The organism is Myxococcales bacterium (assembly GCA_022563535.1).
GTDB lineage: Bacteria > Myxococcota_A > UBA9160 > UBA9160 > UBA4427 > DUBZ01.
In genome coordinates this window covers 69,365-82,584 of the sequence record JADFNE010000013.1, presented here as the reverse complement: position 1 = coordinate 82,584, position 13,220 = coordinate 69,365, and the positions used below count along the sequence as shown (strand labels likewise).

The window sequence follows — 13,220 nt, the reverse complement described above, 5'->3', positions numbered from 1 at the left end:
ACCCCGCGGGCTAAAATCCGCCGCCGGGTTTCTCCGACCCGTAAATTTTTCGCTGATGTAGCTCAGTTGGTAGAGCAGCTCACTCGTAATGAGCAGGTCGTCCGTTCAAATCGGATCATCAGCTCCACATTAATCGCGTACTTGCAGAGGCCGGCGTCACAGCGCCGGCCTCTGTCTTACGCGATTCATACGGCCGAGATATCGACCTGCCGTTCCCACCCAGACCGGCTCCGGCAGACAGCAATTGTGGGAAAGTCCTCGCAACACAACCAAGCCCCGCGAATCCGGCGAAACCAGGCAATCAAGCCGCCCCAGAGCAAGATGGGGAGGATGACGAAGGTTGCGAGCAGTAAGTTTTCCATCAGACCCCTTCTGCTGAAAACTAGAACGGAGAGCGCGGATTTCCCACCGGGCCTTCAAGGCCCGAGAGATCTCCCCGCAAGAGCCGATCGGCCTGCTGCTCACCGTACTGGCATAGCGCAACGCCGCCTCTCGCCTCTCGCATGCAGTTGCGAACCGATTTCTCGAACTCCGCTTCGCCCCCGAACATCAGATCGATGCTGTTCTTGGCTTCTATCTCGACCCTCGATCTGCAGGCTTCTTCGGTGCGGATCTGGTTCTGACAATGAGTCCAAGCGCTGCGTAGGGCCGGCTCGCTAAACGGTGCACCATGGTAGTAGTAGCTCGCAAATGCCCGCGAGAGTCGCCACGCGGCGTCAGGCGTCGAGTTCTCTCCGCTTACGAGAGTACCGACCTCATAGAGAATCCGAAGATCTTCCAGCGTCTGTTCAGGGTCTTCCAAATCCTCGATGTTGGCGCGAAGCCAGACCAACGCATTTTGATAGGCGATCTTGAACTCCGGCGAGTCGGACGATTCCGTCATCCACCTGGCCACCATGGAGATCGCAAAGGGACGCATCTGATCGAGGGCCGCGTCGATCACAGCGAGTCGCTCTTCGTCGGAGAATTGCCCACCAACGTAATCCGAGTAGCGCTTCCACATCGAGTTTTTGGCGCCAATTCGAGCGGGCTCTCCAAATCCGGTAAAGGGAAGATACGCGTCTCCGCGCCGATAGAATGCTTTGCCGGCCATGTCGGCCAGAATAGGACGATAGAGGGTGTGGAGGGGCCCTTCGAGTCCTGCGGCATGGATGACACCGAACGGCACCAGCTCACGGATCATCAGCTTGGAAGGCAGGTCGATCCCCATCGACGCCAGCGGCCCTTTGTAGGGAGGCTTCCCGGCGCGTTCGAGCAGTCGATAGAAGTCCAGCGCAGGGCCGCTCTCCGAGAGGCCCAAGATGATCAGGTCTTTCGGTTGCGCACCCCAAACCGATACATGGTCGAATACCGAGGCATAGGTGCGGAGAATGAGATCCAGGGTTTCATCGTCGGTCTCGTAGCGATGAAACCATTGCGCGTAGACCCCTCCGGGCGCCAGGCGACTGCGCGCCAACTCGAGGAACTCTCGGCTGTAGAGCATCTCGACACCGACTACCCAGGGATTGCTGGGCTCGGACACGATGATGTCGAATTTCTTCTCGCTGCGGGTCAGGGCACGGTATGCGTCACCCTGATTCAGGTGAATCTTCGGGTTGCGCGAGGCATCGTAGTTGTAGCGATCGAAGAGCGGTGCCGAGCGAATGATGGCCGGGGAGATCTCGGCGACGACGACTTCCTCAACGCCATCGAGGGCGCCGAGGGTGCCGGCGGTCATCCCCGTCCCCCATCCGATTACGAATGCGCGCTTGTGTTCGTCCGCCATGATGGCCGGCAGAATTCCCAGAAGCGTCATCGTGACGTAATCACTCATCGTGTTGCCGTCGGATTTCCCGTTGACCCTGACGGTCAATGAGTTCTCTTTGTCGTTGTCGAAATTGATCTCCTGGATTGTGACCGTCGTGTTGGGCCCGTCCTCGTGGAAGCGTATCTTTACGTCTTCTGGGGATATGTAGCGGTCGACGAATAGCTGGTAGCCGTCGGCAGCGCCTGGGGGCATCATACTCTCGCGAAACAACCCCTGGCTAAGAAGCGTTCTGTACCAGGGCGGTTGAACCGAGAGGAAGAACAGGATGGGCAGGATCCCCACCGCGAGCACTGCACGCAGGCGGTATACGCGTATGGTCGTGATCGCTGCAGAGATGATCAGGGCCGCGAGTGCGAACCGATAGATATGATGCAGATCGAACCAGAAGAAGAGAGCGTAGCCGCCAATCAAGGCGCCCAGAAGCGACCCAACGGTGTTCCAACTGTAGAGGCGCCCGGCCAACGCCCCCAGCTCTCCGTACTCGCGCCTCAGGTGATGGAAGAGCAAGGGCAAGGTCATGCCCGACAAGAACACCGGAATACCGAGCACCGCAACGAGCAACGCGAAGCCCACGAAGTGATAGATGTAGAACGCAAGATTCGTGTTCTCAAAGGTCGAGCGCAGCAAGAAGACCCAATAGGGAGCTTGGGGGAGAAGGAAGTAGAGCCACCAGAGAACCATCACGAGTGCCCACATGACGACGACCAGGACACTCTTGGAAATCTGCGAAAGCCCCGAAACCGAGAGTCCCCCGATCGCGATGCAGAGCACGAATGCGGCGACGACCATCGAGAACGTGAACTGCGACGATCCGAAGGTCAGCCCGGCCAGGCGAATCAGCGTCGTCTCGAGGGTCATCATCGAGAAGCCAATCAAGAGGGCCACCAGCAGATAGAACGCGCCTCCGCTGATCTCCGCTCCGTCAGGGGCGGGTTCCGGATCAGCGGAGGCCTCCACCACATGGTTGCCCAGGCCCAAGCCCAGAGCGGCATAGCCGGCTCCGGCCAACAAGTTGATCACCCCCATCCTGACGACAGTTCCGTCCAGGCCAAAGAGCGGTACGACGTAGAACCCCGCCGCCAGTGCACCCACGAATGCTCCGACCGTATTGAGTCCATAGACGAAGGCATGGAACCGGGTGGCATCTTCGATGCTGCGTGAGAGAGCCTGGGTGAGGACGGGGATCGTGGCGCCCATCAGCACGGTGGGAGGGCCAATCAAGAGCGCAGCGAGGATGACGTCGCTCGCAAACCCGATCCCCGGATTGCCATGGGGAAGCATGTATGAAATAGAGAGTGCGCTGCGAAAGAGCCAGGGAAACGCCAATGCGTAGATCCCAATGCCGGCCTCGATCCCACCGTAAACGAGCAAGAGATTCGGAGACTTCCCGCGCGCAGCGGCCCGATCGATCAGCCGCTCGGTGACGGTCCCGAAGACCGAGTAGCCCAGGGACAGGCCTCCCAGGAAGATGCCCAGAACTGCGGCTGTCGCTTCGCTATGGGAGCCGAGCAGTGTCGCGAGATATTTCTGCCATGTGACTTGGTAGACCAGCCCAGTGAAACCGGTGAAGATCGCCAAAAAAAGTGCAGCGGCCCGCGTCACGCCTCATCCCCAATCTCGAAATCAGCCTCTGCCGACCGATAGCTCCTCGCACGATGGCACGATAGAGAGCCCCCTCCGCAGGGTAGTAAACGGCCTATGGACTCGCAAAGTTGCGCATCTGCTTGGCCGATCCAGGTTCTGTTCAAATCTCCGAATCTTGCTGACGAGCTACACCCCAGTGCTACCCGCTGGAACTTCTCAGAGGCAACCTGCCTCGCATGGACGATCGTCACGGCCGGGAACTTCCCGATCTTTCTTCGTCGGCGTTTGCCGCTGATCGGATCGCGGTAGTCGATTCGCCAGACGCCCTTGCCCGACGGGTGCAACACGATGCCGAGACCCTCGGTCTGACTGTCATGCCCCTCTGCGGGGTTGCCCTTGTTGGCCGCCTCGCTCTGGAGCTGGGAGATCTTCGAATTATTGAGTTTTGCTTTCATGATTTTAGTGCCCGATTAGTGCCAGCCGAGGGTGTATCCCGGGGGACTGGCGGAGTACCCACAGTGCGCTCTCCACTTGAGAGCATCAGGCATTCTTTAGTGTTTTCAATGGGGTGGAGACTGGCGGAGTACCGGGAGAGACTGGGGGCGACTGGGAGCGTAGAGGCGAAGTAGCCCTGTCAGCTCACTCGTAATGAGCAGGTCGTCCGTTCAAGTCGGATCATCAGCTCCAGCTTAAAGTTAGTACCGGCAAGTGGTTACAAGTCGTTGAACCTGTGGACGGGGCGACACCTACAACAATTGGTGTCGCCCCCTCTGCATTCCGGGGGCCCCATCCCGCTCGAAATTCCAAAATAGGTCGGGCTAGGGAGGATCGCGCGAGCGCGGTAGAGTCGGGGGTGCGATGAACCCTTGATTTTTTCGGGCAACAGATGACGCGGACCTTCGACTGCAGCTTCGGCGACAAGTTCAACAACATCTTCGAACTACAACTCATTTTGGCCCTGGTCTTGCTCGGCGCGGGCGCGTGTGCTGAGGGTGGTGGCGGCAGCGGTGACGCGGGCTGCGCCGGACTCGACTGCAAACTCGTTGCCCCGGATGGTGCGGCGGGCAACTTCTTTGGCGGTTCGGTGGCCCTCGATGCAAACGTGGTCACGATCGGAGCCGTCGGCCACGACGAGAATGGTTTTTCCTCCGGCTCGGCCTATGTCTACCGCTTCGATGGCGCGACATGGGTCGCGGAGCAGAGGCTCACGGCTTCCGATGGCGCGGCGGACGATTTCTTTGGCGCAGCGTTGGCGGTCGACGGCGACCTGATCGCGGTTGGCGCAAACATGGACGACGACCCCGCTGCTAATTCCGGCTCGGCCTATGTGTTCCGCTTCGATGGCTCGGCCTGGGTCGAAGAGGAAAAATTGACGACGCTCTCGGGCACTTCCGAAAATGACTTCTTTGGCAGTGCGGTGGCCGTCGAAGCAGACCTCGTCGACGGAGACGTCATCGCCGTAGCTGCCCCCGGAGAGAATTTCATTTTTGTTTCGGGCGTAGTCTATATGTACCGCTATGACGCAATGACAATGCTCTGGACCCAGGAACAGAGAATCGTGCCCATCGCCAGCATCAGTCGAAGTTTTGGCACCGCACTCAGCCTGGACGGAGGCGTGATCGCGATCGGAGACAACGGCTTCAACTCTTTCCAAACGAGTCCCGGCACCACGGGTTCTGTCGATATCTACCGCTTCGACTCAGGAACCTCGAACTGGGTTTTCGAACAAGCGCTCGTCGCCTCCGACGGCGCGGCAGACGACTTGTTCGGCGGATCCGTGTCGCTGAAGGGAAACGTGCTCGTGGTTGGAGCCGGGGGAAGCGACAGCGCTGGGCCCGAGTCCGGCTCGGCCTATGTCTACCGCTTCAATGGCACAACATGGGACCAAGAGGCAAAGTTGACGCCGGACGCTGGCGCTTCCGAGGATGACTTCTTCGGCGGATCGGTGTCTATTGGTACCAACTTGATTGTGGTCGGGGCGCAGAACGACGCAGGCAGCGCCTTCCGATCGGGCTCGGCCTACGTCTACCGCTACGACACGATGACGATGCTGTGGAGCCAGGATCGCAAACTCACTGCCGATGACGGAGCCGCGGGGAACAACTTTGGCGTCTCGGTAGCGGTCGACGGAGAAGTCACCGTGGTCGGAGCCCAATTCGACGACCCCAACGGTGAGCTGTCCGGCTCGGCCTACGTCATAGGCTTGTAACCATCACACATCCCAGTTACACGCCCGTTTCGATACGCGAGAGGGTTCAGAGTAGTTCCGCGAGCTTCTCTCCGATTTCTTCCGGAGTCACGGTCGGAGCGAACCGGGACAAGACTTCGCCGTCTTTTCCGACCAGAAACTTGCTGAAATTCCAGGCGATGTCTTCGTTGCCGTCGCCATCGGGATTCCCGGCCTTCAGGTATTGATAGAGTTCACACGCACCATCGCCGTTGACTTCGATTTTGGAAAACATCGGAAACGTCGCGCCGTATTTCGAGGTCGCAAACTCGAGGATCTCCGCATCGGTACCCGGTTCCTGCTCACCAAACTGATTGCATGGAAAGGCCAGAACCTGGAATCCCTTGGCCTTGTTCTCTTCGTGCAAGGTACGCAGACCTGCGTACTGAGGGGTAAGGCCTCACTGAGTCGCGACGTTGACCACCAGACAAATCTGGCCGGCGAAGTCCGAGAGATTGACCTTGTCTCCCGTGATGGAACTCATCGTAAAATCGTGCATGCTCGACATGGGTGTCCTCCGTAGCGAACCGATTGTTCGAGTCGTCAGGCCCGAAACGGGGTTTGACCGGGTTGCGCTTTACTGTAACACGAAACCCGTTGGAGCCCGTCAGTCGACAATCTAGTCGACAATCTCAACGTCGATCGCCGCCCCGCTCCCATCCCAGGCACCGAATGAACGCGTCGACGGTTTTTTGTAGCGCTCGCGGCGCAATCCTCTGGTGATGAGCCGGGTCAGCTCATAAGTCGTCCATCCGCAGCAAATCAGCCCCAAGAATTCTATCCACATGATGTTTGCTGGTAGAGCAAATCGCGTGCCGACCTGAATGCCTCCATCGTTGCTGTTTGTCCGGCACGGCCTTCTACCCGGGAGTGCACACTCCTTGCCCATCGCGACCCGGTGCACGATCTTCGCGATCGATTGGGATTGGGCAATCCAATTCCACTGAAATTGTCCATCTATGAAGGATATTGCGCAGCCAGGATTCTGCGCAGGCTGCTAGCTAGCCCACCCGGGCCCACGTATCGTATGGGACGGCGCCCGTCTTCAAGCGCTTCAAACCCCAATATCTGGAGATTCCATCATGAGCGAAACACTCTCGCTTGCCGAAAAATCCGCACGACAACTCACCAAAGCCGAAATGGGGATCACCGAGGGACTTCCCTTGGAGATCGCCGATGGAGGACCTGACGAAGTTCGCCGCGGGGTTCAGATGTTGATGGACATGGAAGCCATTCGACAGCTGAAGCACGCCTACTTCCGCTGTCTAGACACCGCCAACTTTGAAGAACTCGCCGATCTGTTCCACGACGACGTCTTGGTTCATTTCATAGGGGGCAGCTATGAATGGAAATTTCAGGGCAAAGACGACTACCTCAAAGCCGTTCGCGAAGCGTTCACCTGCGAAGCGGTGGGGCATCACAACGGACATCATCCAGAAATTCAGATGCTGAGCGAAACCGAAGCCACGGGGATCTGGTACCTGGCGGACAACATGTGGGTGATGAATTTCAACTTCTTCACCTGCGGGACTGCACTCTATTGGGATCGCTACCTCAAAGTAGATGGCCGCTGGGTCATCAAAGACACGCGGTACCGTCGGATCTACGAAATCAACCGCGTGCTCGACGAGCGTCCCCCCTTGTCGACACACCATCTCGCGGCCCATGGCACGAAATTGAACGGGGGCGCGTAAGCGAGTTGGTATGCCCCCGGTCGCGGATCGCGCCGAAAATCAGCCAATTTCGATGATCGAGTGAAATTCGAGAGATCGAGCTGCGGGCGCCGATTTTTTATTGAGCTTACGATGGGTAAAAGACCGCATAAAAAAATGCGATTGAATAGACATACGCCAGAATTCTGACGATCAATATTGTGTGATTTTTACTACATATCTAGCGAATTTGCCTGTAACGAGTGTCATTATCGTTGCCCCGCTTGCATTTAATCTGTTGAAATCGCCACCATTAGAGCGTGAAAACGATCCCCAACTATTTATGCGTCTTATTAGCTACGTGAATAATTGAACACTCACTCTCGGTCAGTCCGACATTATTTTCGCCCTTAGCAAATTTTCAGCGTATAAAAGCCTTTTCAAACCCCAAGAAATTCGCCAGCCTATGGCGCGAACATTCCGATCGCCAAACGACTGAGGATGGAACGGAAGGTCAGACGTTGAACGAGAACGCTGGATGTATCGACGCCTAGAAGGGTCAGGTCCGGTACAGGCATTAAAAGCTAAATCGTTATCCCAATGAGAACCCTTCCCCCAGCGTTTCGCGGAGAATGCTCTAGATAGAATAGTAGGTAGAAAACCCATATTCGGTGCTGGTCAGCCGGGCTCAGCAGCGTCGTGAGCCTCTCAGCAGAAACCGGGCAAGTTCGAGCGGATCACCGCTCTCCACAAATCCCCCCACAGCTCTGTAAGTCCGACCTCATGAAATTCATGAGGTCGTAGGTCCCAACCGGGTCCCAGCGCCTTGGTGCCCACTGGTTCGAATGTAAGCGTGCCATCCCAAAACATGTGTTTTGGGAGCCAACTCTAGGAGAACTGTAATGCGATCTTTTGGTACGACAGTGGCCGTCGCAATCGCCGGCCTGCTGTTCTTTACGCAATTCGCTCTGGCGTCTGAGGAGGAAGAGGGGAATGCGCTCTCTTCCATGCTCGAAAACACCTCGATCGATGGGTGGGTAGCTGCAAGCTACAACTACAACTTTGAGGGGTTTGACGGCAATCAGACCGGCGGCCAACCTTTGAGTGGGTACGAGAACACCAACTCGTTCCAGCTCGACCAGGCCTGGATCTCCATCGACAATGCGGCCACAGAAGACAGTCGCGGCGGTGCCCATCTCGACTATCAGTGGGGCACGATCGGAGGCGACCTCGATGGCAACCTGTTCTCAGCCTATGTCAGCTACCTGGCACCGGTTGGCGATGGCGTCAACCTCGACCTCGGTTTGCTGCCTACGATGATCGGCGCTGAGGTTCCACAGACCAATGCGAACTTCAACATTACTCGCGGCTTGGTGTGGGAAATTCAACCGGTGACCAACGTCGGTGCAGTATTCAGCACTGATTTCATGGGCTTTGGAGTCGCCCTCGGTATTTTGAATGACACAATTTCCGGAGCCGTAGCCGACAACAACAACGAGAAAGCTCTGACCGCTCAGATTTCGAAGAGTGGGGATGATTGGTCGGCAACCGGCACGATTGTCTGGGGCGACGAGGGCGGAGTCGACACTGGCTTCTACGATCTCGTGCTCACTTGCGACGGCATGGAGAGCGTTTCGGCGTGGTTCAACTACACCTTGGTCGATGCGGACGATATAGGACAGATCCACGGCATCGCACTAGCTGCGCGTATGGCGTTGAACGACGACATGGGCGTTGCGCTTCGCGGCGAAGTGAGGATTTTGGACCTGGACGGTTTTAGCAGTGACAGTTCATACTCGATCACGGCTACCGGCGACTACGCCCTGACCAGTCATTTGCAGGCCAAGGCTGAAATCCGGATCGACATCGACGCGGACGGGTTCAAAGGCAGCGACGGAACACCTGGAGACGAAGACGTCTCCGCGCTGATCTTGGCACAGTTGGTGTACACGTTCTAGATTCGATCGAAAGGTCGAGTATCAGCCGCTTTTGCTAGAGACGGTTGGTGCGCCTACAGACGGCGGGTCCACAGAGATGTGGATCCGCCGTCGGTCGTTTTGGCTCCGATTCAGTTTTTCGTCTCTCTGAATCACTTCCGGGCTAGGCTTCCCCCCATGCCAACTCTCAATCACAGTAATCGCACGGGCAGGGTCGATCGTTGAGCGAGGATCCGATCATCCTTGCCACCCGTCGGTGGGTCGACAAAATGGTCATCGGCCTGGGACTCTGTCCGTTTGCAGAGCCCTCGATCTCCCGCGCTGGCTTGCGCATGACGCTCTGCACGACCAGCGATCTCCAGGTCTTGTGCAAAGCCCTGATCGACAATCTGTTGTTCATGCAGTCCGACGAAGGACAGCAACTCGACAGCCTCCTGCTGATTCATCCCCATGCGCTAAATGATTTTGAGCAGTACAACAACTTTCTCGATCTCTGCGACCAGATCCTTGCAGATCTCTCCCTGGTCGGTGAGTTCCAAATTGCCAGCTTTCATCCGCAATACCGCTTCGAGGGCAACGCGGCGGACGACGTCGGCAATTACACCAACCGCTCACCGTATCCGATGCTGCACCTGCTCCGGGAATCCAGTGTTGCCCGGGCCGTGCAAGAGCATTCCGGAACGGAGTCGATTCCCGAGCACAACATCCGTCGTCTCGAGGCGCTGGGGAAAGAAGCGCTGGAGGCGATGCTGGCCGATTGCCGGAGAGCTCAACCCGACTAGAGTTGGACTCGGCCCGCGACTGCGTTGGAGTCCGTTTGGCGACCGAGTGGTTTTGCGTTGAGAATCACCCACTTCCGGGATATCGGTGGCAATTTCGCACGATCTCAACCGCCCAGAAGTGGTGTTTTTTTCTGGAGTTGAAGGCGAAGGTTGCCGATGAGTCGCGTACGAAATAAGGAGAGCTTGATGACTTCTGGCTGGAGATTCGCAGACCTCGGGAAGCTCGCGCTGAGCGCCACTGCGACGGTCGTCCTCGTGTTGGGACTACCGACCGCGTGTACATCGGGCGGCGGCGGCTCTGGCTGCGTGCAGTACGGCGTTGGTACGGACTACGATTTCACCGATTCCGTGACCGTAGGCTTCGATGACTCGTCTTCCGCGGGCGCCATCCTGACCGTCGCGATTGACACGGATACGGATACAGCCCTCGTCATTGCGCTGCGATTTCCGAACTCAGTCGTGAACCTCAGCCGAGCCTTCTCACCGACTTGCGATACCACGACCGCCATCGACAGCTACACCTACGGGGTAACGAACTCCGTCACGCTCGCGACGTCGACATCAAACCCGTACCTGACCGAGGCCCTGACCGACACCACCGGGATCCTCGGGATGGATCACACGATGAACGCCCTGTTGATCATCGACGACACTACCATGGCTGATGAAGATCGGTACTTTCTCGCGGTTTCGGGCTCCATCACCGCGGTTCGGGACGACCCGAGCGATCCTTCTGTGGTAATCGTGACCGGCGACCTCACCTTCGTGGAGATCGACGGCCTGAGTGTGACTGCGGACATCGAGGTCGGCGGCGCATTGCTGCGAATCGACGACATCAACTTCTCCGTGGATACCACCGTACAGCCAATGTAATCGGTCTCAGGGCACGCGGTTCCTATTCGAAAAATTCGAATGCCCGAGCACGCAGGATTGCTGCACTCTGGATTTCTTCTTCGGAGATGTGGATGCGGAATTGTCTTTCGCCCACCCGGACCACGTAGGGTCCCAGCACCTCGACTCGGTCTACGCGTTGCTTGAACTTTGATCGGGGGCGGCCCAGGGGATTCGCGTACGGCACCCTGATTTGCGCTCGCCCTTTTTCGTCGGCTCGATTTACAGCGCGATACATGAAGTGACGACCGGACGGGGTCTTCAGGGGCAATTCTGCTGTCATCAGGGCGTGGGGCTCGGTTTGCAATTCGATCGTGGCGCCGGGAACCAACTCGAACAACTTGTAGGGCGAAAGCGACTCCCGTTCGTCGCCAAAAAGATGCGACATCGAGAGACCTCGACCAGGTCCCTCCGTCACGAGCCGGAAACGTCCGAGTTGCGGCGACCCCGCGACCCCGTCGGCCCGATTGGAAAAGCTGCCATCGTTTTCGTGAAGTCGATGTGCCATGGAAAGCCCGGGCACAGAAATTGCGCTCGCGGCCGTCGCCACGTAACGCGTTGCAAGCCGCTGCATGATCGCAACGGCGCTTCGTTCGGTCTGGGCCGCCATGAACTCCCGCACCGCGGCAAAATTCTCTCGACCGATGTACGGACCGAAGGGGTCGGCGGGAGTCGCGCGCATCCCCGAATAGTGCAGTGCATGTCCCAAACCCACGTGGGCCAGCACGCCATACGCCGGGACATCGTCACCATCGGCTGCACAGTGTCCCGACGGGTCGCTCGAACGCCGCACCAGCTGCGCGAACCTCATCTGGCTTCCCGCCACCGACAGCAGAGCGCGATCGATCCCATCGAGTTCTCCGCGGATTCCGTGCCAGGCCAATCCGATCGCGGGGGCGTAGAATCCGGGCACTGTCGGCAAGAGCAAGGCCGCGCCCAACAACCCTGCAAGCAGCCCCTGGATTCCGGGGCGACCGACCCGCCGCGCCAACGCTTCTGCAGCCCAAAAGACCAGGATGGCAAAGCCCACGCATCCCACCGGCGCAAAGTCGTGCACGTAGCGCACTTGTCGAACGGCGAGAAAGCCGAACAGCACGCTCCAGCCCACGAGAAACTGCCCGGCATGACCCAGCCGCGCCGGATGCAGAAGGCGAAGGAACGCGATCGGTACCACCGGGATCAAGTAGACGAACCAACCCATGCGAAGATGTGCGATCGAAAGACTGAAGTCTCCGCCACCCCAAAAGATCGGAAGCTGCTCGACCACGGTCTCGGTATAGCCATCACTCGCCGCGAGAAACCCCAGAGCGGACTGCAAGCCGGCGAGTACCCCCGGCAGCATCAGACTCGCACCCGCGATCGGCAGTGCGAGCGAGAACAGGAACATCAAGCTCGACCGGCCGCTAGCAGGTAAGCGACGACCGAGAACCCACCCGTGGGCTGCGCAGAGAAGCGAGCAAGCTGCATAAATCAGAACGTGGAAGAACGAGAGTTCGACGCCGATGAAAGCGCTTGTGGCTCCGTGGGAGAGCGCGGCGACAATTGGCCAGGTCAACAGGGCCGTGGCACCGGTACTAATTGCGACGGCCAACATCAGCGGACGATTTCGTGTCCACGCGGCCGCCAACAACAGTGCGGCGTCACCGGGCAACAGGTAGAGAAGGCTGCCGTTCCAGGTCAGCAGCATCAGCAGACGCAGCAAGACGAGTCCCGCCATCACCCGAGTTAGCGGCCGTCGCAAGGCACCCAAGTCCAGCGCCTCGACGTAGAACAAAACCAGCCACGCACCCAAGAGGCCCGCGGGCGCGTGATGGTCGAAGTTGCCCAACTGTCCGTAATTGATGCAAATCGGCAGCAACCCGTACAGGGTCGCGGCCAGCAAGCCAACGCTCCGGGTCGCCATTCTGGCACCCAGGAGCGCGATCGGAATGACCGAAGCTGACGAAACCAGGACCGGGATCCAGGCGGCGACTCGCTCGAAGGTTGCGATGTCAGAAGCGATGCCTCGCGCGATCCCTGCAGTCACCCAATCGAGCAGAGGCGGATGGGGAATGCGAGCACCGTCTGGATAGTTGATGCACGGGTCGAAGAGCAGCAGGTCGGGAAACTGCAAAAAACTGAAGAGTGCGCGACGGGCGTGATAGAAGGCGTCGCCGACCGCAAAAACCACCTCGCCGTCGGGTAGCAATACGCGCTCGTAGTCGAGGCTGCGCGCCAGTACCGCCAACGCAAAGACGGCGAACAGGCAGAACCAATTTCGGGAGCTGAGCTTTGTGTCCTGCAGATCCGCGTTCATCCCCCGGAGAATAGCCCGAGACCGCCAATTCCGACCGGATTCCC

General features: G+C 58.4%; 9 protein-coding genes and 1 tRNA gene. 6 read left to right on the top strand and 4 right to left on the bottom strand.

The window, feature by feature from the left end:
- Positions 1-51: 51 nt before the first annotated feature.
- Positions 52-127, top strand: a tRNA-Thr gene (locus IH881_06390).
- A 255-nt stretch (positions 128-382) separates the two neighbouring features.
- Here IH881_06390 and IH881_06385 read toward each other — a convergent pair.
- Positions 383-3,409 carry a fused MFS/spermidine synthase gene (locus IH881_06385; GenBank protein ID MCH7867309.1) on the bottom strand — a complete coding sequence of 1,009 codons (3,027 nt, stop codon included), beginning with the start codon at positions 3,407-3,409 and terminating at the stop codon, positions 383-385.
- On the bottom strand, positions 3,406-3,846 hold the full coding sequence (locus IH881_06380) for a DUF4102 domain-containing protein (GenBank protein ID MCH7867308.1): 441 nt from the start codon (positions 3,844-3,846) through the stop codon (positions 3,406-3,408). The genes IH881_06385 and IH881_06380 overlap by 4 nt, the downstream gene beginning before the upstream one ends.
- A 431-nt stretch (positions 3,847-4,277) precedes the next feature.
- Between IH881_06380 and IH881_06375 the strand changes: the two genes are divergently transcribed.
- Positions 4,278-5,600, top strand: a complete 1,323-nt coding sequence (locus IH881_06375) for an FG-GAP repeat protein (protein ID MCH7867307.1) — start codon at positions 4,278-4,280, stop codon at positions 5,598-5,600.
- A gap of 46 nt (positions 5,601-5,646) precedes the next feature.
- Here the strand turns inward: IH881_06375 and IH881_06370 are convergent, their stop codons facing one another.
- Positions 5,647-6,126, bottom strand: a complete 480-nt coding sequence (locus tag IH881_06370) for a glutathione peroxidase (GenBank protein ID MCH7867306.1) — start codon at positions 6,124-6,126, stop codon at positions 5,647-5,649.
- Positions 6,127-6,700: 574 nt separating this feature from the next.
- On the opposite strand from IH881_06370, the gene IH881_06365 reads away from it, so the two are divergent.
- The 4 genes from IH881_06365 to IH881_06350 all read left to right on the top strand — a co-directional run bounded on the left by IH881_06365 (position 6,701) and on the right by IH881_06350 (position 10,862).
- On the top strand, positions 6,701-7,312 hold the full coding sequence (locus IH881_06365) for a nuclear transport factor 2 family protein (GenBank protein ID MCH7867305.1): 612 nt from the start codon (positions 6,701-6,703) through the stop codon (positions 7,310-7,312).
- 860 nt (positions 7,313-8,172) lie between these two features.
- On the top strand, positions 8,173-9,228 hold the full coding sequence (locus IH881_06360; GenBank protein ID MCH7867304.1) for an outer membrane beta-barrel protein: 1,056 nt from the start codon (positions 8,173-8,175) through the stop codon (positions 9,226-9,228).
- 200 nt (positions 9,229-9,428) lie between these two features.
- A complete protein-coding gene (locus tag IH881_06355; protein MCH7867303.1) occupies positions 9,429-9,989 on the top strand; it encodes a DUF1415 domain-containing protein in 561 nt (186 codons plus the stop codon).
- Positions 9,990-10,175: 186 nt separating this feature from the next.
- Positions 10,176-10,862 (top strand): hypothetical protein, encoded by a 687-nt coding sequence (locus tag IH881_06350; GenBank protein MCH7867302.1) that lies wholly within the window; start codon positions 10,176-10,178, stop codon positions 10,860-10,862.
- A gap of 22 nt (positions 10,863-10,884) precedes the next feature.
- Here the strand turns inward: IH881_06350 and IH881_06345 are convergent, their stop codons facing one another.
- A complete protein-coding gene (locus IH881_06345; protein ID MCH7867301.1) occupies positions 10,885-13,176 on the bottom strand; it encodes a hypothetical protein in 2,292 nt (763 codons plus the stop codon).
- Positions 13,177-13,220: the final 44 nt, after the last annotated feature.